General features: G+C 43.1%; 24 protein-coding genes and 1 rRNA gene. 16 read left to right on the top strand and 9 right to left on the bottom strand.

The genetic code is table 11. The features are described 5' to 3' along the window. Nucleotides 1-22 precede the first annotated feature (22 nt). On the top strand, nt 23-511 hold the full coding sequence (locus BOD01S_RS09330; protein WP_244887299.1) for an amino acid oxidase: 489 nt from the start codon (nt 23-25) through the stop codon (nt 509-511). A 116-nt stretch (nt 512-627) separates the two neighbouring features. Here the strand turns inward: BOD01S_RS09330 and yeiL are convergent, their stop codons facing one another. After that, complete coding sequence (gene yeiL, locus BOD01S_RS09325) at nt 628-1,299, bottom strand: transcriptional regulator YeiL (protein ID WP_036154649.1); 672 nt, start codon at nt 1,297-1,299, stop codon at nt 628-630. Nucleotides 1,300-1,628: 329 nt separating this feature from the next. Between yeiL and BOD01S_RS09320 the strand changes: the two genes are divergently transcribed. Both BOD01S_RS09320 and BOD01S_RS09315 read left to right on the top strand, forming a co-directional pair. Continuing rightward, nucleotides 1,629-2,354, top strand: a complete 726-nt coding sequence (locus BOD01S_RS09320; RefSeq protein WP_036154651.1) for a hypothetical protein — start codon at nt 1,629-1,631, stop codon at nt 2,352-2,354. 500 nt (nt 2,355-2,854) lie between these two features. Next, a complete protein-coding gene (locus BOD01S_RS09315) occupies nt 2,855-4,009 on the top strand; it encodes an MFS transporter (RefSeq protein ID WP_036154654.1) in 1,155 nt (384 codons plus the stop codon). 85 nt (nt 4,010-4,094) lie between these two features. On the opposite strand, the gene BOD01S_RS09310 is transcribed toward BOD01S_RS09315, so the two are convergent. The 3 genes from BOD01S_RS09310 to BOD01S_RS09300 are packed head-to-tail and all read right to left on the bottom strand — an operon-like array spanning nt 4,095 to nt 5,838. Next, complete coding sequence (locus tag BOD01S_RS09310; protein WP_036154656.1) at nt 4,095-4,388, bottom strand: hypothetical protein; 294 nt, start codon at nt 4,386-4,388, stop codon at nt 4,095-4,097. Further along, nucleotides 4,370-5,353, bottom strand: coding sequence for an anti-sigma factor (locus BOD01S_RS09305; protein WP_036154658.1), 984 nt, complete (start codon nt 5,351-5,353; stop codon nt 4,370-4,372). Before BOD01S_RS09305 ends, BOD01S_RS09310 begins: the two co-directional genes overlap by 19 nt. Then, nucleotides 5,350-5,838: a sigma-70 family RNA polymerase sigma factor gene (locus BOD01S_RS09300; RefSeq protein ID WP_036154660.1), complete on the bottom strand. Its 489-nt coding sequence runs from the start codon at nt 5,836-5,838 to the stop codon at nt 5,350-5,352. Before BOD01S_RS09300 ends, BOD01S_RS09305 begins: the two co-directional genes overlap by 4 nt. Nucleotides 5,839-6,053: 215 nt before the next feature. On the opposite strand from BOD01S_RS09300, the gene BOD01S_RS09295 reads away from it, so the two are divergent. Next, complete coding sequence (locus tag BOD01S_RS09295; RefSeq protein ID WP_052124840.1) at nt 6,054-7,343, top strand: MFS transporter; 1,290 nt, start codon at nt 6,054-6,056, stop codon at nt 7,341-7,343. Nucleotides 7,344-7,503: 160 nt separating this feature from the next. On the opposite strand, the gene BOD01S_RS09290 is transcribed toward BOD01S_RS09295, so the two are convergent. Continuing rightward, entirely contained in the window at nt 7,504-7,776 is a 273-nt protein-coding gene (locus BOD01S_RS09290) for a YesK family protein (RefSeq protein WP_036154662.1), read from the bottom strand. A 396-nt stretch (nt 7,777-8,172) separates the two neighbouring features. Between BOD01S_RS09290 and BOD01S_RS09285 the strand changes: the two genes are divergently transcribed. From BOD01S_RS09285 to argH, 4 genes are all read left to right on the top strand, one after another. Further along, nucleotides 8,173-9,558, top strand: coding sequence for an MBL fold metallo-hydrolase (locus tag BOD01S_RS09285; RefSeq protein WP_036154756.1), 1,386 nt, complete (start codon nt 8,173-8,175; stop codon nt 9,556-9,558). A gap of 86 nt (nt 9,559-9,644) precedes the next feature. Further along, a complete protein-coding gene (locus BOD01S_RS09280; RefSeq protein ID WP_036154664.1) occupies nt 9,645-10,394 on the top strand; it encodes an SDR family NAD(P)-dependent oxidoreductase in 750 nt (249 codons plus the stop codon). A gap of 174 nt (nt 10,395-10,568) precedes the next feature. Next, the gene (locus tag BOD01S_RS09275) at nt 10,569-11,777 is read left to right on the top strand and encodes an argininosuccinate synthase (RefSeq protein WP_036154666.1); all 1,209 of its coding nucleotides are present in this window, start codon (nt 10,569-10,571) and stop codon (nt 11,775-11,777) included. 96 nt (nt 11,778-11,873) lie between these two features. Then, nucleotides 11,874-13,244, top strand: a complete 1,371-nt coding sequence (gene argH, locus BOD01S_RS09270; RefSeq protein ID WP_036154669.1) for an argininosuccinate lyase — start codon at nt 11,874-11,876, stop codon at nt 13,242-13,244. 158 nt (nt 13,245-13,402) lie between these two features. Here argH and BOD01S_RS09265 read toward each other — a convergent pair whose 3' ends face one another. Beyond that, entirely contained in the window at nt 13,403-14,320 is a 918-nt protein-coding gene (locus BOD01S_RS09265; protein WP_036154670.1) for a nuclease-related domain-containing protein, read from the bottom strand. Between the two features lie 177 nt (nt 14,321-14,497). Between BOD01S_RS09265 and BOD01S_RS09260 the strand changes: the two genes are divergently transcribed. Beyond that, nucleotides 14,498-14,968 (top strand): hypothetical protein, encoded by a 471-nt coding sequence (locus BOD01S_RS09260; RefSeq protein ID WP_036154672.1) that lies wholly within the window; start codon nt 14,498-14,500, stop codon nt 14,966-14,968. Nucleotides 14,969-15,051: 83 nt separating this feature from the next. Here BOD01S_RS09260 and BOD01S_RS09255 read toward each other — a convergent pair whose 3' ends face one another. Both BOD01S_RS09255 and BOD01S_RS09250 read right to left on the bottom strand, forming a co-directional pair. After that, the gene (locus tag BOD01S_RS09255; RefSeq protein WP_036154674.1) at nt 15,052-16,137 is read right to left on the bottom strand and encodes a copper resistance D family protein; all 1,086 of its coding nucleotides are present in this window, start codon (nt 16,135-16,137) and stop codon (nt 15,052-15,054) included. Nucleotides 16,138-16,140: 3 nt separating this feature from the next. Then, a complete protein-coding gene (locus BOD01S_RS09250; RefSeq protein ID WP_052124841.1) occupies nt 16,141-16,680 on the bottom strand; it encodes a copper resistance CopC family protein in 540 nt (179 codons plus the stop codon). A gap of 238 nt (nt 16,681-16,918) precedes the next feature. On the opposite strand from BOD01S_RS09250, the gene BOD01S_RS09245 reads away from it, so the two are divergent. From BOD01S_RS09245 to BOD01S_RS09225, 5 genes are all read left to right on the top strand, one after another. Further along, on the top strand, nt 16,919-17,971 hold the full coding sequence (locus BOD01S_RS09245; RefSeq protein WP_036154676.1) for a tartrate dehydrogenase: 1,053 nt from the start codon (nt 16,919-16,921) through the stop codon (nt 17,969-17,971). Between the two features lie 435 nt (nt 17,972-18,406). Then, entirely contained in the window at nt 18,407-18,886 is a 480-nt protein-coding gene (locus BOD01S_RS09240; protein WP_036154678.1) for a hypothetical protein, read from the top strand. A gap of 99 nt (nt 18,887-18,985) precedes the next feature. Continuing rightward, a complete protein-coding gene (locus tag BOD01S_RS09235) occupies nt 18,986-19,369 on the top strand; it encodes a hypothetical protein (RefSeq protein WP_036154680.1) in 384 nt (127 codons plus the stop codon). Nucleotides 19,370-20,075: 706 nt separating this feature from the next. Beyond that, nucleotides 20,076-20,618 carry a GNAT family N-acetyltransferase gene (locus tag BOD01S_RS09230; RefSeq protein WP_036154682.1) on the top strand — a complete coding sequence of 181 codons (543 nt, stop codon included), beginning with the start codon at nt 20,076-20,078 and terminating at the stop codon, nt 20,616-20,618. 65 nt (nt 20,619-20,683) lie between these two features. Continuing rightward, the gene (locus tag BOD01S_RS09225) at nt 20,684-21,766 is read left to right on the top strand and encodes a PQQ-dependent sugar dehydrogenase (protein WP_036154684.1); all 1,083 of its coding nucleotides are present in this window, start codon (nt 20,684-20,686) and stop codon (nt 21,764-21,766) included. Nucleotides 21,767-21,901: 135 nt separating this feature from the next. On the opposite strand, the gene BOD01S_RS09220 is transcribed toward BOD01S_RS09225, so the two are convergent. Further along, nucleotides 21,902-22,879, bottom strand: a complete 978-nt coding sequence (locus BOD01S_RS09220) for an arsenic resistance protein (RefSeq protein ID WP_036154686.1) — start codon at nt 22,877-22,879, stop codon at nt 21,902-21,904. A 182-nt stretch (nt 22,880-23,061) separates the two neighbouring features. Between BOD01S_RS09220 and BOD01S_RS09215 the strand changes: the two genes are divergently transcribed. Both BOD01S_RS09215 and BOD01S_RS23530 read left to right on the top strand, forming a co-directional pair. Then, nucleotides 23,062-24,567, top strand: a complete 1,506-nt coding sequence (locus BOD01S_RS09215; protein ID WP_036154688.1) for an aldehyde dehydrogenase family protein — start codon at nt 23,062-23,064, stop codon at nt 24,565-24,567. A 748-nt stretch (nt 24,568-25,315) separates the two neighbouring features. Next, nucleotides 25,316-25,541: ribosomal RNA gene (locus BOD01S_RS23530) — 16S ribosomal RNA — on the top strand; the annotation flags it as partial.

The raw sequence follows: 25,541 nt of genomic DNA, 5'->3' as shown, positions 1-25,541 counted from the left end.
GATAGTAGAATTGAATAGGATTTTGTTAATATTAGGTTTGTTATTATTAGTTGCGTGTTCAAATACTGAAGTTAAATATGATGGAAATCCTTTAAAAATTGCTGTAATTGGTGATATTCCTGAATTAAATAATAAAAAAATTCATTTTGAACCTCTTTCATTAGATGAATTTGGTGTAAATACCGTACAGATTTCAACAAATTTTGATGCCGTTATGATAACGCCCGTGATATTTGAAGAAGCATCTAATGATAGATTTGTTGAGGTGTATAACAGTTCTAAAATACCCATTATCTTTTTTGATTCAGAAAAAAGGAATCTTCCTTTTACAAATGGTGGACTTACTTATGAAACAGCTCGTTGGGAGTCTTTAAATAACGGTTCTCATACGACAATGTATTTATCTGATATAGGTGCTAATAGAGAAGCTGTCTGGTATTTTTATTTAAAAGATGAAAAAGGGTTAGATACTCTTTACAAAGAGATTTTTCAAATGGTTGAAACGCTCTAAAGGCTTATTTATATATCCCAAATAAAAATTAGCGTATTCGAAATTTCTCGAACACGCTTTTAATTTTAAGATAAACAACTATCAAGTTAAACAGAGTCTTTTGTACAAAAGAGCGCTTATCCATTTCTCAGCATGCCGGCAAGTTCCTCTATTGCACTTTTATCGCTGATTTTGTAAGCGTGACCTTCCTTCTTTAAAAATCCTTTGTCGCAGAATTGCGCAAGTACATGCAGCAAATGCCGGTATGAAACCCCTAAGAAGTCACATACCGTAACATGTTTTTCCTTATAAAGGTCATTATCCGCTGTTTGCAGGATAAAGTCAGCAAGCCTGTTTTCAAGTGGAAAGGCAAGGCTCTGTGAATATTTCATAGACATATGGGTCGCCTTATCGCTTAATTGGATGGATAGGTGGCGGAGGAATTTGACGTCTGCTAATAGCTTTTCCCGCCAATTGCGAAACGGGATGGCAAAGCAAATCGTTTTTGTAGTTGTCTGGATTCCCTTTGAATAATAGCCTTCATGTAACAGCTCCATTTCCCCGATATAATCCGCCTCGTTGATAAAATTCAGCAAGGACACTTTGCCGTTCTGATGGGTAATATAAATCTTCGCTTTGCCTTCAATAAGATAGAATAAATAGTCAGGCGGCTGCCCCTCCTTAATAATCCATTCACCCCGGTCATATTCATGGACCTGAATAGATTCCTCGATATCAAAAGAGAAAAGGTGGGCAACCGGATAAGCCTGTAAATAGTGCGCTCGTTTTTTCTTTTGTAAAATTTTCATGCCTTTCCTCCGTAGAAATATGAGATTTCTCATATTATAACGTGGAGGAGCCAAATAATTAAGGGAATGTACCAAAAAAGAGACATGGACTTATTTTTAGGAAGTTCCGAACGTACATATTCCGGGGGGTTGCTATTTAATCCACAGGTAAGGCTGGAGACCGGTTTCCATCTTGTTTACTCCTCAGCAGGCAGCTTTGTATAAAATGAAAACTTATTATTTTAAGCGGAAAGTTAAGGAAATGAAAAACTTACTTGATTTTTATGAATCATCAAGAGAAAGTGGTCGTAACCCGATATATAAATATGTAGAGAAAAGGAGCTGTAAAAATGAAGATTTCCCTTAATCATAACAAGGCTATAAGCAGCCAATGGTTTGCTGTGAAGAACAAAGGACCGGAGATGGATAACTCTCATCTCAAAAAAGAAAAGGATAGCATTCAAATTAGCGGACAGGCCCGTCAATTGTTTAGCGGGATGAAGGCTGGCAACTCCATGATTGACAGTCTGATGAAACAGCGTGAGAATTTAATGGAAATGAAAAGCAATGTGAGAGAGCGGGCAATCGAGTCCGGAAAAGATATGTCCTCTATTGAGGAGGAATTAAAGACATTTGACCAGCAGATTGCAGAGTTAGACGCACAAATGGCAGAGATTCAGCAAAAAGAACGTGAAAAGGCTTTAGGCAAAAAATCAGAGGAAGAAAAACAGATGACACCTAAAACTGAAGAAGAAGCTCTGTTGACACAGGCTGTTTCTTTAGACCAAACAAAAACGATGGACCGCGTGTCAAACAGTCTGAATCGAGAAAAACGAACGCTTGAAAGCCAAATTGCCCAAGATGTAAAACGAGGCGTAAATACGGAGCACAAGAAGAATAAGGTGAGTACGATCGAAGAACGCCTTCAAAAGACGAGTGAGCAATTAAATGAAAAACTGCAGTCTCTTCAAGAACAAAAAGCAGAGGAAGCAAAAGAGTCATCTGTATTAGAAAAAAATACAAAAAAGGATAAAGAGTCAGATCATAATGAATACATAGCAGTGAAAGAGCAATAGATAAAAAAGTTTTTCAAGAGGCTGGGACATAAGTAGAATTTCCAAGAAATCAGCAGGAATTTACAATAAGAATCTGATGATTTGTGAATTGATTGAAGTGGAGGGTGAGTGCAGCTGTCGGCTACGCCTTTTGCTGCAGAGCGAAGCAATGACTCGTAAGCTATTTCAAAGCTTCCTGCGTGAACAGCACGATGCCTGAGACTACAGGCACAGGCTGTGCCCGCAAAAAAGCGTCTCCGAAACGGAAATCAATTTCTCTCCACCGAAAAAACACTATTTTTCTCAACGAGAAAAATAGTGTTTTTGAATTTTGTCAAAACCTACTTATTTTTATGCAAATAGGGGGAAGGGAAAATAGAAAATGACACAGGACTCATAAAGTACCTCCTGTAAAGGAAGAATGATAAGATTATTTAAAGATTCGACTCTTAAATATGAGATATCTCACATTATTCTAAAAAACTTCGTGCTATGATGCTATAGAACTGGAGGTAAGATAAATGAATATACACCGCTGGATGAGTCAGCATTTCTTTATATTTTTCCTGACATGGGGGATTTTCCTTCCTTATTGGTCAGGCTGGTTGATTGATGAAAAGGGGCTTACCGTATCGGATGTAAGCTTTATGATGAGTGCCGGACTGGCAGCACGGGGAATCACGACCCTGTTTATTTTCCCTTATTTGCTGCGGGTTTGGAGCAGTAAACGATTGATCAATGCATTTGGGATTGCCACATTTTTATCATTGCTATTGTACATTCCATCGCAGTCTTTTCCCGCATTGTTCATTGCTACGTTATTGATCCATATGTGCTATCCGGTATTGATGCCTGCCTTGGATAGTGCTGCATCCGTATTAGTGCAAAGCCGCCAGCTGAAGCATTATGGAAAAAGCCGCTCATGGGGATCTATCGGCTTTGTTGTCGGGGGACTGCTTCTGACGCTGTTTACAGGGGCGTTTGGTGACGGCTTTATTTTATGGGCTATGATGCTTGGGGTCCTTGTGTTTATGCTGCTTTCCTTGTTCCAGACACCAGAAGTACTGACAGTCAAGCCGGAAAGAACGAAAGAAACATCGTTTGCGATGCGTGATCTATTTAAAGTGAAACATTTCGGCCTTGTGCTGCTGATCGTCATCCTGCTGCAGGCTGCCCATGCTTCGTATTATAATTATGGCTATATTTACCTGCAGGAAATTGGCGCACCGAAATATTTGATTGGTGTCATTATTAATATTGCCGTTCTTAGCGAAATAATTTTCTTTGCGAAGGCAGATACGGCATTCAGTAAGTTTTCTGTCGGTTCGCTGCTGACGATGGCGGCACTTGGTTCAACACTGCGCTGGATTCTTGTTTTTGCATTCCCGAATGTCATCGTCTTTACGATTTCACAGGCGCTGCATGCAGCCTCGTTTGCAATGGGACATTATGCATTTATGCGTTATTTGACAAAGAACATACCGCCGCTCCAAGTACCGAACGCGCAGGGGATGTACTCGGCGCTCGCTCTCAGCTGGAGTACGGCTGTCTTTACGATACTAGGGGGCTACCTTTATGAGATCGAGCCGCGCTATGCCTTTATAGGAATGATTATTTGTACAATTCCTTCCATGCTATTAGCTATGACGTACAGGAAAGTAGAAAAAAGAGGATAAGCAAAAAGACCGGCATCATAATAAATGATGAAACCGGTCTTTTTACATATAGAAAAACTGTTTTTGTGTCAAAATCGGTTTTGAATCATGGGAACGGGATAATAAACCACCCTAGTAAGAACATGACGCCCATGAACAGAATGAGGAAAAAGGCGAGGAATATACCCCATAAGCCAAGTGTCCGGCTCATCCGCTGGAGGCAGGCGATAGCCCCGAAAAGAAGTGACAGGAAGATGAAAAGGGAAAGCCGGTCACTGAATGGTGTATCATAGCCCGACAGGAGAGTTATATTTAATATCGCTAAAGCGAATAACCCGATAATTACACTAATCCAGCCTGCCCAATGAAAAACTCTTATTTTTAGCGTGTCCAGTTCCATAATTTTACCTCCCCGAGTTTCATGTAGCGAACCATAGGATTGTTCTGCAGCTTTTCTACTTCGTTTTTTGGACCCGTCACGACGACCCCATATGACATAAATCCATTCTTCTCTAAATAATCTATCCGTTCTGCAAGCTCCAGATTTTTATGTGCCGACACATCGACCGCGATTTCTTCATATGGCTGTAAATATTTCAGCATATCAAGAAACACATCTTCATGGGACTTGGCATCCTTAAACGGAGACCAGTTTGTTGGATCTGCCTGAACCGGATAGCCAATCGGTGACACGACATCACCGTCAGCGCTTAGCATTTTGTCTTCTACACCTGTATAAACAGCAGCCCACGCTACATCAACACCCTCCATTGATTTCACTACATCCTTGACGGCATACAGGTCGTTAAAGGATAGATAGGCTTCCACAACGGTTTCTTCGGGGAGGCCGGCTAGTTTAAGTGACTCATCTGCTGTGCTGAATTCCGGGACCTGTTTCGGATGGACAAGCCACTGATTTGTCTCAGTAGGGTATTTAGGATATGCCTTTTCCAGGCGGGAGGATATTTCCTTGCCTACTAGCTCATCAAAGGCAAATGTCAGATCGTATGTTTTAACTGGATAAACTTCATCCCCGATTTGCTTGAACTGCTCAAAAGACAAATCCATCGAAAAAAGAGAAAAATCCATGTCAAACTCCAGCTCCTCCAGCGTTGAGTTCGGTTCAGTAATGTACATTGTATAGCTTGTGATATCCATCAGTGTCGTCGACTTTGTACCAAATGCATAGTAAATGAATGTCAGCATATAAATAGTTGGGACAATGAGCAAAGCAACTGTAATGGTTGACAAAATAAGCTTCCATTTTGATGTGGCAACTGCCTTTTTTATATTGCGGCCCGGATCACTTTTAGAAGCAGGGCCGTCTTGCTTAGCCTGCGCCAGCAATTTTTCATATGAGTTCATTTATTCTCCTCCTTTGTAAGTTTTTCACGCAGCTTTCTGCGTCCCCTGGCTAAATGGCTTTTTAATGTATTAAGTTTTAGCTGAAGGATTTCTGCAGCCTGTTCATTTGTGCAATCATGAACATCGCATAATAAAATGGCCTGTTTTTCAATTGGCTTAATCGTTTCCAAAAGATCGAGCAGCTTTTGAAAAGAGTCCTTCTCCAGCGTAATTTGCTCAGGGGTGTGAGTGTCGATTGTTTCAATGGTGTCAGAATGGATGAAGCGGCTTTCTTTTCTGACACTGTCGATATACGTATAGTAGGCTACTTTGAATAGCCATGGTTTTATTTCACGTATGCTGCCTCCCAGCATCATGACATGTGCCTTCGCAAATGTCTCCTGGAGCAGATCCTCCGCAAGCGTGTGCTGCTGTGTCAAGGAGTACAGGTAGCGGTAAAGGTCGTTCATGTGTTCTCTATATATTTGTTCAAGTTCAAGCGCCATCTCTTCCCACCTTTCACCATATCCTCGTCTATGTAAATACAAAAGTTGCAAAAATTACATAATTTTTATGAAAAACTGTTAAGTACTATATCGGAGTCCGGTCCTATATTCAAGGGGAAGGAATTATTTAAAAGAAATAGCTAAGTAAAACAGGACATACAATCTTTTAGAAGTTATCTGTAATAATAGGTGGAAAAAAGGATGGAGGGTGAACGATGTTTCGATTTCAAACGCATGATATAGGGGAAATTGCTGCTTCGGAAACATTGCAGCGTGCCCTTTATAAAAGGACGCTGCTAGTCGTCCTGCTTTCTCAAACGCTTGGCGGTGCGGGATTGGCCGCAGGGATTACAGTGGGGGCATTACTGGCAAAGGATATGCTGGGGCTGGAGAGTCTGACAGGTCTTCCTTCTGCTCTTTTTACGCTTGGATCCGCATTAGCGGCATATCTTGTAGGGCGTATAACGCATAAAAAAGGAAGAAGGCTGGGGCTTTCTTTAGGCTTCTTTACCGGGGCTGTCGGAGCACTTGGGGTAGTGGCGGCTGCTGCATTACATAATGTACCTCTCCTCTTTTTGGCATTATTTATTTACGGTGCCGGGACAGCGACAAATCTGCAGGCCCGCTATACAGGAGCTGACCTGGCAAGCAAGCATCAACGTGCGAAAGCAGTCAGTATCGCCATGGTTGCTACGACGCTTGGAGCGGTAGCAGGGCCGAATTTAGTAACGCCGATGGGAAAAGCGGCTGAAATTTTTAATCTGCCGGCACTGTCAGGTCCATTCATGCTGGCCGCCGCTGCCTATGGTGCAGCGGGACTCGTCTTTTATGTATTGCTAAAACCCGATCCGCTCCTGGTGGCCCGCATGATGGAGGAAAGAATACAGCGGCAGGAGGCAGAAATTGTTGAAATACCTGCGTCTGTAAGCGGCAACCGGATAGGTATTGTTGTTGGAGCTTCCGTCCTTGTGTTATCACATATTGTCATGGTGGCTATAATGACGATGACACCTGTTCATATGCAGCATCACGGCAGTACATTGTCTGCTGTCGGTATGGTGATTGGTCTTCATATAGCATCTATGTATTTGCCATCGCTCGTAACAGGCTCGCTTGTAGATAAAATAGGGAGAGTAAAAATGGTGGTTGCTTCAGCCTGCACATTGGCAACTGCAGGAGTATTGGCCGTTGCTGCGACTGACGGATCTGTTGCCATGCTGACGACTGCATTAATGCTGCTTGGTCTTGGCTGGAATTTCGGGCTCATCAGCGGTACCGCAATCATTGTTGATTCCACAACATTGCAAAATAGAGCAAAAATCCAAGGCTCCATCGATGTCGGGGTTGCCATTGGCGGCTCTGCGGGCAGTATTTTATCAAGCGTCGTCGTAGCCTACTCAAGCTATGCAATTTTAGGGCTTATCGGTATGTATCTTTCATTATTGCTTGTGCCCGTTCTTGTCTGGGCATCGGTAATGAAGCGAAAAAGAGCAGAACTCATGTAGCTGGAAAATAGAGCTTAGAAGGACCGCTGAAAACCTGTTATTTAGGATGGAACAACGGAGGGGAGGCTTCCTTTCCTTGGCTTAAAAAAGCTATAAGCGGCTGTATATCGTAAGTGAGGCGGCGTTGTATAGCATGCCGCCTCACTTACTAAAATATTTTTTATACTTGTTTCATTGGCCTGATTAATATAGTGACAGCAAGTCCGATCACACTGCCAAGGAATATGGAAATACCGATGAAGCCATAGCCCATTCCTTCCCAGCCGCCGATGAAGAGGCTAATGAGAATAATCAAAACGCTGACTAAAAACAGAAAGGCGTACATTTTACTTATGAGCCGCTCGTGCCTGCTTCTTCTCAAGAAAACGCTGATGGCAACAGAAAGCAACGCAATACCTAAGCAAATATAAAGAAAGATATGAAAACCTTCCATTACTACAACCTCCTTTGCTGGATAAATAAGCTGTCCCTATCCTATTCTAACATTCAGATACAAATTACATAAATAAGTGTATTTTATGTAAATACTGGTTCGACACCATAACATGGGGTTGATTTTCATTCTGGCGCGACGCTTTCCTGGGTGCACGGCTTGGGCTAAATGGTTTCGGGGAATAGACCCCCGAAACCATTTCCGCGCGTGCTCATCCCTAATTTATGGTGAGGATCCTAAATATTGTAGCTTCTCCTCTCAGTTCGGTTCCATTGGAAAAGGAATATTCATTTATCATGCGAAAAGTAAATGAAATGGTTATGGAATGGAGCAGGGGGAATGAACAAAAGAAGGAGCATTCCTGAAATCTACACATACGAAGAAGGAGAGATGGCAATGCTGTTACGATATTTTTATGATGAAAAATTAGCACATGCCTCCTATTTAGTAGGCTGTGAAAGGACAGGCCAGGCGGTCATTATTGATCCGATGCGCCATATTGCCCCATATGTGGAGGCAGCAAAAAAGAAAGGCATGAAAATTGTAGGGGCTGTAGAGAGCCATATCCATGCAGATTTTGTAACAGGTACGCGGGAATTGGCACATCTTGGTGCAGCCGTTTACCTCTCAGATGAAGGAGGCAAAAGGTGGGCCTACCGGCATCTTGAGGAGCTCGATCATATTCTTTTAAAAGACGGGGACCGGTTCACGATTGGCTCGTTGATATTTGAGGTGCTGCACACACCCGGTCATACACCGGAGTCGCTTTCCTTTTTGCTGACAGACAGCGGACAGGCAGATGAACCAATCGGTATTTTTACCGGAGACTTTGTATTATTCGGCGGAATCGGGCGCCCGGATATTCTAGAGAAGTCAGGGGGCGTCACAGCCGAGGAAGGGGCAAAAGCTCTCTATAGATCAATCAAACGTTTCAAGCAATTAGAGGATTACCTGCAGGTCTGGCCGGCACATGGAGCGGGAAGCTCCTGCGGAAAGTCCGGCGGTGATGTCCCTGCTTCTACAGTCGGCTACGAAAAACGATTCAATTGGGCATTGCAATATGACGAGGAAGCAGCCTTTATACAAGCATTACTAGCAGAGCAGCCAGAAGTACCGGCTTATTTTGCCTTGATGAAATCAATTAACCAAAATGGACCGAAGCTGATTGGAAATCTTCCCCATCCGGAGCTTATTACAAATACAGCGAATATTGAAAGCCTGGCAGAAACGGATCATCAAATCATTGATACGAGGGACGCCAAAAGCTTCTCAGAAGGTCATCTGCAAGGAACAGTCAACATTCCTTTTAATGAATCATTCCCTCATTGGATAGGCTGGATAATGGACTATGACATACCGCTTTATCTACTTGCTGACCCTTTTGAAATGGATGATATCATGATTACATTGCGTTCCATCGGCATTGATGAGTTAGCAGGTTATCTGGATGTGCAAAAAGTGTTGGAGGAAACGAGCGAACTGGATGCATATATGAACGTTACGCCTGAACAGGCAAAAGGCATAATGGACACCGAGGACGTGATCCTGCTTGATGTCCGGGGCCAGAATGAATATGGAGAGGGGCATATTGAAGGTGCAGTAAATATAATGGTCGGAATACTGAAGGAACAATTGCAGGAACTGCCGGACAAAAAGCTGATTGTCCATTGCCAGGCAGGGAAGCGGTCAGCCATTGCCGTAAGTATTTTAAAGGCAAATGGATTTCATAACCTTGTAAATCTGGAGGGGGGTTATGAAAAATGGCAGGAGGACATTGAATAAGGAAAGGAGTGGGGCGGCACATATACGGCTGCTCCCTTTTTTTATATAATGAGGAAGTGAAGAGCTAGAGGGAGGTATACACAAAAATGAATAAAAAAACAGTTTTTGTCACAGGTGCCACGAGCGGTGTTGGATTAAAAATAACAGAAATTTGTATAAAAAAGGGCTATACCGTTTATGCAACGGGGAGAAATGAATCTGCGTTAAAGACTTTGTCCAACATGGGCGCACATGTCATACAGGCGGATCTTCGTAGACTTGAGGACATGGAACGGGTTGTATCCGAACTGCCGGATATCGATGTAGCCATCTTAAATGCAGGTCTTGGCATCTTTGCAAATGTGCATGAATTGACGGATGAGGAAGTGGATACAATGATTGATGTTAATGTAAAAGCACCAATCTATCTTACGAAGCGGATTGCCCCGAAACTCATTGCACGCGGCGGCGGCCACCTTATTTATGTCAGCTCACAGGCAGGCAAAGTAGCGACACGCAAAGCGAGTGTGTATGCAGCGTCCAAGCATGCCATTACAGGCTTTTTGAATGGTGTGCGGCTGGAGCTGGCTGAGTATGGCATCAACGTAACGGGGATTTTTCCAGGGCCGATTGATACGCCATTTTTGCAAAAAGCGGATGCTACAAACGCCTACCGGGAATCGATCAAACGCTTTCTGATTGAACCGGAATATGTAGCAACGGAAGTTGTCAAAACGATTGAACGCCCCGTGCGTGAAGTAAACCTGCCGCGTGTCATGGGAATTACGGCGAAACTTTATGCACTGGCACCAGTGCTCGTCGAGAAGGTGGGGAAGGGCTTTTTCAATAAAAAATAAAACGTGCATATTATAGACTGAAAAGCGTGGCAATTAGACTTTTTTAAGGAGTTGAAAAAGTCTAATTTTTTATAGAAATACACTTGTGTTTATTTTTATTCCATGATACTATTCATGTATAAACTTTTAATTCGATGTATAAACATACATAAAACATATCGGAGGCAAATCAAAATGGCTAATAAAAAAGTAGTACTCGCTTATTCAGGCGGTCTAGATACATCAGTAGCAATTCCATGGTTAAAAGAACAAGGATGGGACGTCATCGCTGTTTGTCTAGACGTTGGTGAAGGAAAAGATCTTGAATTTATCAAAAACAAAGCACTTCAAGTAGGTGCAATCGAATCGTATATGGTCGATGCGAAAGACGAATTCGCAGAGGAATATGCATTAGTTTCCCTGCAAGGCCATACATGGTACGAACAAAAGTATCCATTAGTATCAGCTTTATCACGTCCGTTAATTTCTAAAAAATTAGTAGAAATCGCAAATGAGGTAAATGCTGACGCAGTAGCGCACGGCTGTACTGGTAAAGGAAATGACCAGGTACGTTTTGAAGTATCGATTAAAGCATTAAATCCGGATCTAGAAGTACTGGCACCTGTTCGTGACTGGGGCTGGAGCCGTGATGAGGAAATCGAATACGCTGCAAAACACGGTGTACCGATTCCTGCAACAATCGATTCTCCGTTTTCTATCGACCAAAACCTATGGGGCCGCGCAAACGAAGCGGGCGTCATGGAAGACCCTTGGGTAGCACCACCGGAAGAAGCGTACGGGTTGACAGTATCTGTTGAAAACGCGCCAGACACTGCTGAATACGTAGAAATCGAGTTTGTGGAAGGAAAGCCGGTTTCATTAAATGGTACAGAAATGAAATTAGCCGACCTCATCCAGGAGCTGAATAAAATTGCCGGTGCACACGGCGTTGGACGTATCGACCACGTAGAAAACCGTCTTGTCGGCATCAAATCGCGTGAAGTATACGAAATTCCAGGAGCAAAAGTGTTATTGACTGCCCATAAGGAGCTAGAAGATATCACACTTGTAAAAGAGCTTGCTCACTTTAAGCCGATCATCGAGCATAAACTATCTGAAATCATTTACAACGGATTGTGGTTCAACCCAATCCGCACAGCGTTGGAAGCATTCCTGAAAGAAACACAAAAATATGTAAACGGTACAGTACGTGTAAAATTATATAAAGGTCATGCCATTGTAGAAGGACGTAAATCCGACAACTCTCTTTACTCTGAAGAGCTGGCAACGTACTCAAAGGCAGACCAGTTCAACCACGCATCCGCAGTTGGATTCATTGAACTATGGGGCCTACCGACTGTAGTAGCATCAGAAGTATCGAAAAAGCAATCCGTAACAAAATAATCCTCGGTGAGCAAGGGGCGGATGCTTCTTGCTCACCCGTTTAAAGGCAGATATTCTCGTCTGTTCAAATGACTTACTAATATAGGAGTGGCAATTATGGCGAAATTATGGGGCGGCCGTTTTCAAAAATCGGCAGAAGCTTGGGTCGATGAATTCGGTGCATCAATCGGCTTTGACCAGCAACTAGTGCTGGAAGATATCGAGGGTTCTGTTGCACATGTGACAATGCTTGGCGCACAAGGAATCCTGCCGGCTGAGGACGTAGCAAAGATTCTGGAAGGTCTTGCACAGCTGAAGCAAAGGGCTGAAGCAGGCGAGCTGGAATTTTCCATAGCAAACGAAGACATCCATCTAAACTTGGAGAAAATGCTGATTGACCTGATTGGTCCTGTCGGCGGTAAATTACATACAGGGCGTTCCCGTAACGACCAGGTTGCAACAGACATGCACCTATTCCTGAAAAAACGTGTACCGGAAGTCATCGGTTTAATCGAAAACTTCCAAAAGACGATTGTGAAGCAGGCAGAGCAGCATGTGGAAACGATTGCGCCGGGCTATACACATCTTCAGCGTGCACAGCCGATTTCATTTGCCCACCACTTAATGGTCTATTTCTGGCAGCTGCAGCGCGATAAGGAGCGTTTCTCCGAGTCAATGAAACGCATCGATATTCTGCCGCTTGGTGCAGGGGCAATGGCGGGGACAACTTTCCCGATCGACCGTTTGAAATCTGCAGAACTATTAGGTTTTGCAGATGTGTACGCAAACTCAATGGATGCGGTAAGTGACCGAGATTTCATCGTAGAGTTCCTTTCGAATTCCGCTCTATTGATGACGCATCTGTCACGCTTTGCAGAGGAAATCATCATTTGGTCAACGGATGAGTTTAAATTTATCGAGCTGGACGATGCATTCTCGACAGGCTCTTCTATAATGCCGCAGAAAAAAAATCCGGATATGGCTGAATTGATCCGCGGAAAAGCAGGCCGTGCATTTGGTAACTTGATGGGGCTGTTAACAGTACTGAAAGGAACACCGCTGACATACAACAAGGATATGCAGGAAGATAAGGAAGGCATGTTCGATACGATGGAAACAGTCCTTGGCTCGCTGAAAATTTTCGAGGGCATGATCCGTACGATGTTAGTAAATACAGAGCGCCTGCATAGTGCTGTACATTCTGATTTTTCAAACGCAACAGAGCTGGCAGACTACTTGGCGACAAAAGGTATGCCGTTCCGTGAAGCACATGAAGTAACAGGGAAGCTCGTCTTTACTTGTATCCAAAAGGGAATCTACCTATTGGATCTGCCGCTTGAGGAAATGAAAAAAGAGTCAGATCTGATTGATGAGGATATCTACGAGGTTCTGGCACCGGAAGCAGCAGTACGACGCCGTAATTCGCTTGGCGGCACAGGCTTCGAGCAAGTAAAAATCCAATTAGCAAAAGCGAATGAGCTACTTTAATAAATCTTTGATTAATGCTGTCCTGTGAGGCAGCGATCAGCAAGGAAAAGGCAGATGTGTACGCACATCCGCCTTTTTTATTTCCGTCGGCCAGGTGTATTGCGCGAAAAAGGGGGTTTATTGCGCGAAAATCGGCCTTCATTGCGCGAATTTGAGGCTCAATTGCGCGAATTGAATAGTAAGTCCTGGTGTTTAGTAATTATCTGTTCAGGGATTTTATAAACAGCGCCGCGGGTATCGCCAATTCTTTCAAAGTTTCGCAGCAGCCGGTTTGCTGCGTCCCGAGATGCCACCTTGCAGAACCGGCGGAACGCCTGGTTTGTAATCATCTCCCCAATTAGCAGACGGTAATCAGCTAGGGCGTATTCGTAGGCATGCTTGTCCCTCAGCTTACAAGCAGGGCAAATAAATGTTCCGTGTTGAAAAAACATAGGAACTTTAAAAAAACAGGCAGGGCAGAGAACACCATTCAAGAAATCGCTCTCGGAAAATGGCAATTTCCTGAGGGCAGGTTTGTGAAGTTCTAAAAAATACTGATAGACCAACTCTACATCCAGATGATGTGAATGATAGTCAGCCATTAAGCTAGTAATGATGCTGGAAAGTCCGCTCATGTGGAGGATCGGTACATCACTTGGAGCTGTCCCGATAATTGTTTGAGGATTTGCTATCACGACGAGACCGATAACCGGTATTCCGCCAGCAAGTTTTTTTACAAGCCGGACATGGCGCTTTACCTGCTCTGCCGGATTATTAAAGCTGTCTTGTATGCCATCAATTCGTGTGCGGAGCAGCTGTGATTTACCCTGTTCGATATCCAGCCGGCCGGATATATTTTTCACTTCAATGCAAAAAAGGCAATGCTTCGTTACAAGCAAAATATCAATTTCATGCTGACTATAGGAAAAACCGGAGATCCACCGGCTTTCTTCTTCGCGTTCTCCCAGCAGTCGAATCACTTGATGCTCCCCCACATATCCGACTGCAGCCCGGTTATTTTTGTCCTCCCAATAGGAGGAGTGTGCATGGTCTTGCGGTAGTCTTCGGACAACCGCTGAAAGCTGAAGATGCTTCATTTTTCCACCTCCGCACCCCCATTCTACAAAAAGGCAAGCAGGCAAGGAATGGATTGGTTCAAAATTAAAATTTCGAACCATAAATAGAAGAAAACACCCCGCCTTATATAGTTTGAATATTCATTCTACTTATCTCATAATAACATCATATAAAGAGTTATATTTAGGGGGGAATGTATGAAAAAATTATCGTTCATCCTGTTCCTGCTCATACTGCTCATAGCCGGGTGTAAAGAACAAAAGCCAGTGGAGATGCCTGACGATTTACCTGAATTCGTAAAGAAAAGCGATTTTGACAAAATCAATTGGGAGCAAAAAGCGCAGGAATTCGGCCGGGGTATGCTCGGTAATGAAAATAAATCCGGCGTCATTGGAGCTAGTATGCCAAGTGTCAAAGGGCAGAAATGGATGTGGCATTTATGGGGAGTGGGGCCGACAGAGCTGACAGTTGTCGGCTATGAGCGTGATACAAAGACGGTTCATAAAGTATTGACCCAGGGCTGGAGTACTCAAACAAGCGGGCCAAATAACGGAGCAGATACACATGCCCCTTCCTCTGTTAGTTTTCCCAATGCGGGAGAGTGGGCTATTCTTCTTTATACGGACGGGAAGTTATTTGATATTCTTGTCTATGATATAAAGGAATAATATTAGTCGATACGTAATAAAAACCCAGCCAACCCTACGCAAAAAAGAAAACGGCTGTTCAACGAGATGCTGAACAGCCATTATTACACAAGTACGACACTTGTCATCAACGCCAAATATAGGCAAAGCACAAGCACGCCGCTTAGTAAAAGTACCATAAGACGCGGGGCCTGCTTGCTGAATGCTGTGGCCAGTAAAGCGCCGCATGCAATAGCCAGCAACAAGAGCAATATTCCCATACCGCTCCATTCAAGCTGTACAGCCGCATTCAGCGGAATTTCTTTACCGTATGTGAGCATAAACAGTTTGGATGGGTCATCCATCTCTCCCTCAGAGGGAGGGGACAGCTGGCTGAAGGCGGCAGTAATAGCAAAGATCATAAAAATAACGACGCTTTCAAGCCTAGCCCATCGTATCGGGCTGAAGCCCTGATCATTCTTTAATTTTCGTTTGACCCAAAACCCGTTGATGCCCGCATAGAACAATAACAGTATGACGAACAGATGCTTGAATAAAAGACCCTGCCCATAAGGAGATGTCCATGATGCTACATAACCATCGATTAATACGTTCATAAGCAGCAGTCCGCTGACTGTGACAACTATAAAACAGAGAGCGGCAACCGGTGTGAACCACGTAAGGAACGACCGCCAATTCGCCGTATTCGCAGCGCGCCAGCTAATGATCACTAAAATGCCTGTCCACACGCTCATAGCCAGTAGATGGATTGCATCACCGACAAAGCCACTAAACGGAGCGATAGAGCTTGCATGGCTTGACCAGGCAATCGTCACGATCAAAAGAAACGTAAGGATCGCGCCTGTTGTGTTGAATAGTGCGCTTTCATGCTCCTTGACCAGTAAAGCGGCGAGCAGCAATCCGATTGCCAGTACAAGCGTCCACCCCCATGCCTTTCCGATCGTAAAGCTTGTTAACACAGATAATGAGCTTTCTGCAGCACCTAATCTTGGCGCAAGATACAAAATGACCTCCAGCACCGGGATAAAAGCAAACAGCGGGATACCAGCTGTACAAATAATCAATAGGCGCCTTGAGCTATTGATTGCAGGTCGATATGTAGAAGGGACAAGCCCGATAAGAAAGCTGCCCATAAGAACAGAAAAACAAAGGTATAACAATGTTTGGCTAATAATGACGAGAGTTTGCATCTTTTATTTCTTTCTTTTTAGTAAAAAGAAGAAGCTTGCCACCATCAACAATACAAGTACTAACACGATGCTGAACATCGTAGACGTAAATGGAGACTTTTCAGCCTTCTCTTTATCATTCTCTGCTGCGATCGGTGCCGCCTCATCATCTGCTGTGTCTGTCTGGTCTGCTGTTTCTTCTGCTAGAGGTGTTTCTACCGTAAACGTGAACTCACCTTCCATTGGGTGCCCATCTGCACTGATACTGCTCCATCGCGCCTTATATGTTCCGTTTTCCAACGGGTTAACAAGTGTACCAGTCATCACCTGATCTTTAACAGAAATATTGTCAAATTCGACCGCTTCATTATTTGCGTCTGTCAGATCAATTGTACTCCCTTGCTCAATTTTCCCTTCGAATGTAAGTGTTACCTCCGTCAACGGCTCTGTGATCGTTTCGCCGTCTGCCGGATTTGTGCTCTCCAAATGTGTGTGTGCAAAAGCATTTCCCGCTGCGCTAAACATAAACAGACAGGAAAACAATGCTAGTATGATTTTTTTCAATGAACTACGCCTCCTATAAAAAGTGAATGGAAAAGAAGGAATCTGCTACTTCCTTCTCCATGTAACAGTGTAAACAAAAAATGTGAAGTTTAAATGAAATGAAATCATCATTTTTCGTAAAATAGTGATAGATGCATCCTTCTTTACTCTTTCCTTACTGATAAAAATAGTAGGTCTTTTTCGACATTTGCTTTATAGTAGTAGTATAGTGAATTTTCATACATAAGGAGGAAGTGTCGTGAAAATATACCGCATTGCTGTTATTGAAGGGGACGGAATCGGGAAGGAGGTTGTTCCGGCCGCTATCGAGGTGCTCGACGCTGCCGCCGAACTGGACGGAGGGTTCCAATTTGAATGGACCTATTTCCCATGGGGCTGCGACTATTATTTGGAGCACGGAAAAATGATGCCCGAAGATGGCATTGAAATTTTGAAGGGCTATGACCAAATTTTCCTCGGAGCAGTGGGTATGCCGGAGCTCGTACCAGACCACATTTCTTTATGGGGGCTGTTAATTAAAATCCGCCGTGAGCTCAAACAGGCTATCAATGTCCGACCTGCAAAGCTTCTTGCCGGACTTGAATCTCCATTAAAAAACCCGCAGAACTTCGATATTACGGTTGTTCGTGAAAACTCGGAAGGGGAATACTCGGACAGCGGCGGACGGATGCATCAAGGGGCAGATGAAATTGCTATTCAGAATGCGGTATTCACCCGCAAAGGCACGGAGCGGGCGATGCGCTATGCGTTTGAGCTTGCCAAAGGCTCACGTGGACATGTGACAAGCGCCACAAAATCGAACGGACTTACCTATTCCATGCCGTTTTGGGATGAGGTGTTCGAGGAAGTGAAGCAGGACTATCCGGATATTGATACGGCAGTAAATCACATTGATGCCCTGGCAGCCTTCTTCGTCATGAAGCCGCACCAGTTCGATGTCATTGTCGCATCGAACCTATTCGGGGACATTTTAACAGACCTCGGCGGTGCGATTATGGGCAGTATCGGTATCGCCCCTGCTGCCAACCTCAATATTGAACGGGAATACCCTTCCATGTTCGAGCCTGTGCACGGCTCGGCGCCGGACATCGCCGGAAAAGGCATCGCAAACCCAATCGGCCAGATCTGGACAGGCAAAATGATGCTTGATTTCCTTGGACATCAGGAGATAGGGAACAAAGTACTAAACGCTATTGAACAGACACTCGCAAACGGGGTGAAAACAGGCGATATCGGCGGTTCATCGACACTTGAGGAAGTGAAAAACAGCATCCTCCAGCATCTGGAATAACGAAACAAAAAGGGGCTGTCCAGAAAGTCGGGAATTTCTGGGCAGCTTTATTATTCTAACTAAATCTCCTGATACTCCTATCGGCAGAAGAAAGGCGGCCGTTTTATATTACCGCTAATTAGGGAATATTATAAACAGCGTGTTGAAATGTGCCAGGTAATAGAAGATATATCGGATCAGGGGAAGCTTAAAGAGTAAAGGGGACAGCGCAACCGGTTTTCAGTGCTTGAAAATGAGGCGGTGTAACTTGAAAGGGCTTACAAAGGAGTGTAGCTGCAGAAAAAGACCACTGCCCAGGCTGTATTCAGCACCTTATAAATCGCATTGTTCCTTTACAAAAGGAAAGATGGATACTACGTCCTTTCCTTAGAACAGTATGTTACAAAAACAATATATTAAAGCAAGAAAAAATATAGATGGGTGAGGGAGGATGTCATGAAAAAATTAGGTTTAATCTTACTGTTAGGTGTCATGTTGGCTGCTTGCTCAGATAAAGAAAACCTGGGTAGCCAGGAGGTAAAGGCCGACGAGGATGAGGTGGCGGTCATCAAGCAGATCGGCAAGCTGTATTTCCCGGATGGGCATGGAGATGTACAGTTCATTTTTGAACGGGATGCTGTTGATATCCAAGTGTTTGCCGAAAAGCTTTCTTCAGAGCAGACATATACAATTACGCTTGAGAAGGCAGATGGCGGTGTTACATTTGGTCCAAAGGAAAATGTGAAGATTACAGCCGGGCAAATCGTCGGCCAGACAGCTTTCCGGCCGAATCCGAATGGGGAGCTCTTTGTCTCGATGATGAATCCGAACAGGATATTTGAAGGAGAAGAAGAGATGCGCGTCATCGTCCAATCCGAAAAAGATGCCGAGAATTCCCTTCAATCCAAACCGTTCATCCTGCAGCCGAGAAAATAGCAGCAAGTAAGAGAGTGGGGCATAAATACATGTAACGAAGTTTATGAAGTCCCGATTTGGTCAATAGATAAAGAACCAATGAAAAAGGAAGTGTTCTTAATGAAACGAATTTTTGACCAATTAGAAAGCTTCTTACAGCAGATGAAAGATAAGCCTGACCATCCTCATGCACATTCACACCTTTATAAAATATGGATGGATCCACCCGTCAATACATTCAATATCACACTTCACTATTTAACAAAGGACGGCGACGAATTCGATGAGGAAGGTTACACGCCGATCCGCGTTATTACAAGCGGCTACGAGGAGAACTTGATCGAGCCCGAATTCAAACGTGCAATGCTCGACATTTTCCAAAAACTGAACCATGACGGGCATCATCATTTCCCTCGTCCAACATACGTATCATTCGAAGACGACCCGGCCATGTACCATGTACAGTCGCTGGGTAACGAAGAGAATGAGCAAGGCAGCCACTAGAGCTGTCTTTTTCTTTTGCCAAAAATGTAGAACGGTACTTTTCTCAGTGAAGATAGGCAATATGACGGGTATTTATATAAAATATACCGTTATGACAAACAGACAAAGCTGTACTACCTGATGTCACGCTCCTACAACCCGGATACAGGTGTGTTTCTATCTATCCCTGCTTTTTCTATTAGTAACTTTAATTATAAGATTACTGATGATAATACAGTTTGTAAGATTTATATTCTATATCCAGCGAAAGGATTATTATATGAAAAACCAATTTTTTAGAATGTGGATATATTGCAGTTTACTGTTAATTTTATTGTTTTTTAACCAATTGAACTTTTTAAAGCTAATTTTATTTTACAGTGCATTTGTATTGTTAGAAGTGTATTTGACTGCAAAAGGCTGGTATTTAAAAAACAAATATATTATCTATGCTTACAGAGTTTTATTTATTGTAACGGGGATAATAGTAATATTTTGCAGAGATAAAATTATGACGAATTAAGAGTTAGCGAACGAATAATTAACTATATAAAACCTTAACACCTTGCATCCGTCCACTTATGAATCCGAATAAGTGGACGGATTTTTGTTTTCTGTAGAAAAAGAGAATGAAGTTATGTAAAAAATCCTTGTGCAGATAAACAGACAAAATGAAGAAGGATAGTGGAAGGATAGTGTTGAAGTGAAAGGAGAGGGGGAGTTTTGGATGCTTAAAGTGGAGATACGAAGACCAGTAACCGGCGATAGAAAAGAGCTGCATTCCCTTTTTAGAATCGTGGTTACGGATACTTTTAATAAAGAAGGTATAGGCGGGAAGTTGAATGATATAGATGATGAAATCGCGGTGAAAGAGAAATACTTGGAAAGCGATTTTGAAAGCAATGGGGAGAAACGGTATTTTTTGATTGCTTTAGATGATAATAAAATTATTGGTTCTATCGAATATGGTCCGGCAAGTGATTTCATATGTAAGTGTACAAATAACACCTTCAAAGAACTAGTTGAGGTAGGGACAGTATTTGTTCATCCGGACTATCAGCGGATGGGGGTAGGGAATTTACTGCGGGATGCGATGTATTCAACGTTAAAAAGTAAAGGAATAGAAGAATTTTGTCTAGACAGCGGTTATACAAGTGCACAAAAAATCTGGAAAAAGAAATTTGGAAATCCGGATTATTTGTTAAAGGATTATTGGGACGAAGGAAACGATCATATGATCTGGAGGATCAGGACGAGTGATTTAGCATGAGGCAAAAAAAGGGGGAATTAAGTGTTCTCCTCCTCTTACAAGTAACGAAGCAGGGGTGATGATTAGTGAAACAGCTTTTTCTATTTATCCTACTGACAGTCACTTTACTAGCGGGGTGTTCTAAAGCTGAAAAGACAATGACTGTAGACCGGCAAAGTGATGCCGTTAAAGAACAGGGAAATCAGAAGCCTGAGGTAATCATGGAAAATCTTGAAGTGCCCTGGTCTATCGAAAAGCTTGGCGATACGTTCTACCTGACAGAAAGACCGGGACATATTGTAAAAATCGAGAATGGCAAAATGGAGCGTTACGATCTTGAACTGCAGAAGAAGCTTTCAACTGCTGCAGAGGCGGGATTATTAGGTTTTGTGCTTGCACCGGATTTTCAGGACTCCAATAGGGCATATGCCTACTATACGTATGAGGATAATGGTGGACAATTTAACAGAGTGGTCACACTTCGTCTGGAAGATGGAATCTGGACGGAGGAAAAGCTGCTCCTTGATCACATCCCGAGTGGCTCCTATCATCACGGCGGCAGGCTGAAGATCGGGCCTGATGGGAAACTGTATGCGACGACAGGTGATGCAACGAGGCGGGAGATAGCACAAGATATAAATTCATTGGGCGGGAAAATATTAAGAATGAATGTAGATGGTACGATTCCTCATGACAATCCATTCCCGAATTCCTACGTCTACAGTTACGGACACCGCAATCCGCAAGGCGTTACGTGGTCACCTGACGGGGAGCTGTTTGCCAGTGAGCATGGCAATAATGCCAACGATGAAATCAACCGGATTGAAGCCGGAAAAAATTACGGCTGGCCGCTCATTGAAGGCCATGAAGAACAGGAAGGAATGGTGTCCCCGTTATTTACGTCAGGAGCCGAAACGACATGGGCACCGTCAGGAATGGACTATTACGATGGAAAATTATACGTTGCCGCATTAAGAGGAACGGCCGTACTGGCATTTGATCCGGGCTCTGGGGAACAAAAGGAAATCATAACGGGACTTGGCCGAATCCGTGATGTATTAATAGATGAAGCTTACCTGTATTTCATCACGAATAATACAGACGGGCGGGGCAATCCACAGAAAAATGGAGACAAGCTTTACAGGCTGCCACTTTCGGAATTGGAATAATACAGCTTCTTAGTTTTAGGGTAAAGACTGAAAAAACGAAGGCGAACCGTCAAGCAATTGTTGGTTCGCCTTTAAAAATATCCTTCGTATCTCTAAAATCCGCTGCACCCAGTCATGAAAACATCAGCTATTTCCTTAGTTATCTAAACGGTCTTTTACAATATAAGCAGGAACTATCTTAATATAGATGAGCTCACCTGCCAATTCGATGATTGTTTGCGTCACGATGACAGCGGCAGCCAGCGTAGCGATAGAATCAGGCAGCGCAAAGGCTAATGGAAGAACGACTAAAGAATTTCGTGTGCCTGTGCTGAAGATCAATGCCCGTCCAGCGCCGGTATCTAATTTGAAAAGAGAAACGAGCAGTCTCGCCATGATCGGCATGACGATGAGGAATAGGATATAAATCGGTATAACCCCGACAATCACATCAAAATCGTGATACACTTTTGCGATTTGGGAAGCGACAACGAATATTAACACGAGCGCCATAAAAGGAACAGATAACCAGCCGGCTGCTTCAAACAATTGCTTCCCGATTGACTGTTTTTTAGCCGATAGCTGCGTGGCGATTGCTAAAAGAAGCGGCAGAAGAATCAAGAATAAAAACGCTTCTACAAACGGACCCATCTGAACAATTTCTGAAATTCCTTCTCCTGCAAACATCCATAAATACACAGGCAATAACAGTAGTTGAACGATTAAAAGAATCGGTGTTGCTGTAAGTATTAATTTTGCATCTCCTTTGCCAAGCTGCGTAAATACGATGACATAGTCAATACATGGTGTAAGCAGTACTAAACAAACGCCTATTAATACAGCCGGTGTTTGCGGGAACAATAGGAGAAGACCCCACACAACGATTGGAACGATCAAAAAGTTTCCTACAAGCAGGGCGATCATAAATCTACTATTATGTATTGTTTTCTTTAATGTTAAAAACGGTATTTGTGTGAACATGCTGTACATTAATATCGCGATAAAGGGCGAAATCAATATTTCGAGCCGACTGCCGAACGACTCGTTTCCCATTCCTATCAAACCTCCGACTAAAAGAGCGACTACATAAATCCAAATTTGCTGATTTTCTAATGCATCTCTTGAAACCCTCATTTTCTCACCGCCTTCTTTCATCTATTTCCGTTCATATATTATACGCTATTTTTCTTACTAACTATTTACTAAATACATATACGATAAGCGTTTCATAAAGCAAAAACCGCTGAAGGACAAGCTTCCTGGAAAACATTCGTATAGTTGAAGAGCTTGTTTACCATAATAGGTATGTATAAAACATGGAAGAGCGACTGGAGGACTTGAAAGTGTCAAAAGAGCCGATTATCGTACATGCCATAATAGATGGTAAAAAGGTAGAGACCGAAAACAAATTGCCTCGTGAAAATCCAACACATCCTGATGAAATCGTCGGCTATGCACCAATCAATACAAAAGAAGAAGCAATCCGCGCTATTGATGCTGCCTATAATGCATTTAAAAGCTGGGCTTGGAGCGATGTGGAGGACCGCATAGCAAGAATGAAACGCGCTATTCAAAAGATAAAGGATGCTACACCGGAGATTGCTGAGTTATTATCGCGGGAGCATGGGAAAGCGTTATATGATGCAGAAGGGGAAATTGCAGTTTCACTTATGTGGATGGAGTTTGCCTGTGACCATGTGAAAAATGTCGTGACACCGCAAGAAAAAAAGCATGAAAACGGCAGAACGATTATTACGTTTGATCCGATAGGCGTTGTTTCAGCGATTACACCATGGAACTACCCTATTTCCTTATCAACAATTAAAATAGCGCCTGCATTATTGACGGGTAATACAATGGTTTTAAAGCCAAGCCCCTTTGCACCGCTAGCGGTTAGCCGGGTTGCGGAAATAATAGCGGATGAGTTTCCGCCGGGTGTGCTTAATCTCGTTCACGGGGAAGCGGATGTAGGTATTGAGCTGACATCGAATGAAAAGGTCGCAAAAATTGCCTTTACAGGTGGAACGAAGACAGCGAAAAGCATTATGAAGGCTGCATCCGAAACGATTAAAAAGATGACACTTGAATTAGGCGGCAATGACGCAGCCATCGTCTTAGAGGATTTTGATGTGAATGACGAGCGTGCTTTACGCAGAATGGTTATCTCCAACTTCTTAACGGCAGGGCAAATCTGTATGATTGCAAAGCGTGTATATGTACACCGTTCTATTTATAAGGAGTTTGTAGAGAAATATATTGAAGCGGCGAACAAATGGATTCGAGTGGGGGACCCATTCAACCCGGATGTGACAGTCGGTCCTGTTAATAATAAAAATCAAGTAAAATATGTACAAAGCTTAATCGAAGATGCGAAAAGCAAAGGAGCGGAGGTTATCAAGCTGGGGAAAATAATAAGCCCCGATCTGATGGAAAATGGTTATTTCCTTCAGCCGACACTAGTGCTCGGTGCCGATTACCATGACCCGATTGTAGCCGAGGAGCAATTCGGCCCTACTGTTCCAATCCTGCCTTTTGATGATGAGGAACAGGTCATTGCATTGCATAATGAAAGTATCTACGGTTTAACAAGTTCTGTATGGGGAGAAGTAGAACATGCTATAAAAGTTGCCCGCCGCATCGAAGCAGGTACGACGATGATCAATACTGCGGCGATTCAAGGTTTGGATGTTCGTTTCCCATTTGGAGGAGTAAAGCAGTCAGGAGTGGGCCGTGAATATGGGGAAGAAGGATTAAAATCCTATACAGAAACGCATGTCATCAATATTCCGAAGAACTTGGACCTTCCTTATATTCCGGAATAAGTTGAAAATGCTATCCAGACAAAAGCCTGTTTAATAAAGAGGGGACTATTTTTGGTAGAAAATGATGAAATGACTTCGGTATGCAGCCGGGGTCATTTTTTATAAATTTATAATTGTTTACATGATGCTCGTTGATGATCTGCATACATACTGTAGAAAAACGTATGGTTATGACTAGCTTTCAATAGCGGTCTATTATCTGTAAAAGGTAAATCAATCCGCAATGGTTTATATGACTATTTACTATAGAATGACATTCCCTCAAGAGAGGATGTGCAGCACGTTGTCTGATGGGAAGTGATTCAACCTTATTGAAAGAAGCAGGTATCTATAAATACTGATAGTCTCTCGAAGGTTTAATATAGCGATGGACTGGACTATCGATTAAAGGGGAAATTAAAATTCTTTTTAAAAAGGGTTGCATTTGTATAAAAAACATGTTAAATTATTAAACACCGCTGAAATGCGGAGGAGATATTGAAAACTTTTAAAAAGTAATTGACTTGATGGTTAATCGGTGTTACTATTATAAAAGTCGCCGCTGAAAACGGCGGTTGAAAAAATTAAAAAGTTATTGACACAAAATTTGGTAAGTGTTAATATATAAGAGTTGCTGCTAACGAGCGGTAACAAAATGAACTTTGAAAACTGAACAAGCAAGACGTTAACAATAATTTTCTTTCTTAATTGAAAGAGACAATTTGACTTTAAACTAGTCAGCAACATTTTGAGCTTAACTCAAACTACTTTTATGGAGAGTTTGATCCTGGCTCAGGACGAACGCTGGCGGCGTGCCTAATACATGCAAGTCGAGCGAACGTTTTGTTGGTGCTTGCACCGGCTTAACGTTAGCGGCGGACGGGTGAGTAACACGTGGGCAACCTGCCCTGTAGTCTGGGATAACTCCGGGAAACCGGGGCTAATACCGGATGATACTTTTTGATTCATGTCAGAAAGTTGAAAGATGGTTTACA

Source organism: Lysinibacillus odysseyi 34hs-1 = NBRC 100172, from assembly GCF_001591965.1.
Classification (GTDB): domain Bacteria; phylum Bacillota; class Bacilli; order Bacillales_A; family Planococcaceae; genus Lysinibacillus_B; species Lysinibacillus_B odysseyi.
This window is presented reverse-complemented; position numbering and strand designations above follow the sequence as displayed.

Bases quoted from the DNA above. Each gene is read 5' to 3' on its own strand.
- yeiL (WP_036154649.1), bottom strand. From the start codon at position 1,299: ATGAAAATTTTACAAAAGAAAAAACGAGCGCACTATTTACAGGCTTAT.
- BOD01S_RS09230 (WP_036154682.1), top strand. From the start codon at position 20,076: ATGCTTAAAGTGGAGATACGAAGACCAGTAACCGGCGATAGAAAAGAG.
- BOD01S_RS09255 (WP_036154674.1), bottom strand. From the start codon at position 16,137: ATGCAAACTCTCGTCATTATTAGCCAAACATTGTTATACCTTTGTTTT.
- BOD01S_RS09275 (WP_036154666.1), top strand. From the start codon at position 10,569: ATGGCTAATAAAAAAGTAGTACTCGCTTATTCAGGCGGTCTAGATACA.
- BOD01S_RS09260 (WP_036154672.1), top strand. From the start codon at position 14,498: ATGAAAAAATTATCGTTCATCCTGTTCCTGCTCATACTGCTCATAGCC.
- BOD01S_RS09290 (WP_036154662.1), bottom strand. From the start codon at position 7,776: ATGGAAGGTTTTCATATCTTTCTTTATATTTGCTTAGGTATTGCGTTG.
- BOD01S_RS09285 (WP_036154756.1), top strand. From the start codon at position 8,173: ATGCTGTTACGATATTTTTATGATGAAAAATTAGCACATGCCTCCTAT.
- BOD01S_RS09220 (WP_036154686.1), bottom strand. From the start codon at position 22,879: ATGAGGGTTTCAAGAGATGCATTAGAAAATCAGCAAATTTGGATTTAT.
- BOD01S_RS09280 (WP_036154664.1), top strand. From the start codon at position 9,645: ATGAATAAAAAAACAGTTTTTGTCACAGGTGCCACGAGCGGTGTTGGA.
- BOD01S_RS09310 (WP_036154656.1), bottom strand. From the start codon at position 4,388: ATGGAACTGGACACGCTAAAAATAAGAGTTTTTCATTGGGCAGGCTGG.
- BOD01S_RS09300 (WP_036154660.1), bottom strand. From the start codon at position 5,838: ATGGCGCTTGAACTTGAACAAATATATAGAGAACACATGAACGACCTT.
- argH (WP_036154669.1), top strand. From the start codon at position 11,874: ATGGCGAAATTATGGGGCGGCCGTTTTCAAAAATCGGCAGAAGCTTGG.
- BOD01S_RS09295 (WP_052124840.1), top strand. From the start codon at position 6,054: ATGTTTCGATTTCAAACGCATGATATAGGGGAAATTGCTGCTTCGGAA.
- BOD01S_RS09315 (WP_036154654.1), top strand. From the start codon at position 2,855: ATGAATATACACCGCTGGATGAGTCAGCATTTCTTTATATTTTTCCTG.
- BOD01S_RS09265 (WP_036154670.1), bottom strand. From the start codon at position 14,320: ATGAAGCATCTTCAGCTTTCAGCGGTTGTCCGAAGACTACCGCAAGAC.
- BOD01S_RS09215 (WP_036154688.1), top strand. From the start codon at position 23,062: ATGGAAGAGCGACTGGAGGACTTGAAAGTGTCAAAAGAGCCGATTATC.
- BOD01S_RS09305 (WP_036154658.1), bottom strand. From the start codon at position 5,353: ATGAACTCATATGAAAAATTGCTGGCGCAGGCTAAGCAAGACGGCCCT.
- BOD01S_RS09235 (WP_036154680.1), top strand. From the start codon at position 18,986: ATGAAACGAATTTTTGACCAATTAGAAAGCTTCTTACAGCAGATGAAA.
- BOD01S_RS09240 (WP_036154678.1), top strand. From the start codon at position 18,407: ATGAAAAAATTAGGTTTAATCTTACTGTTAGGTGTCATGTTGGCTGCT.
- BOD01S_RS09320 (WP_036154651.1), top strand. From the start codon at position 1,629: ATGAAGATTTCCCTTAATCATAACAAGGCTATAAGCAGCCAATGGTTT.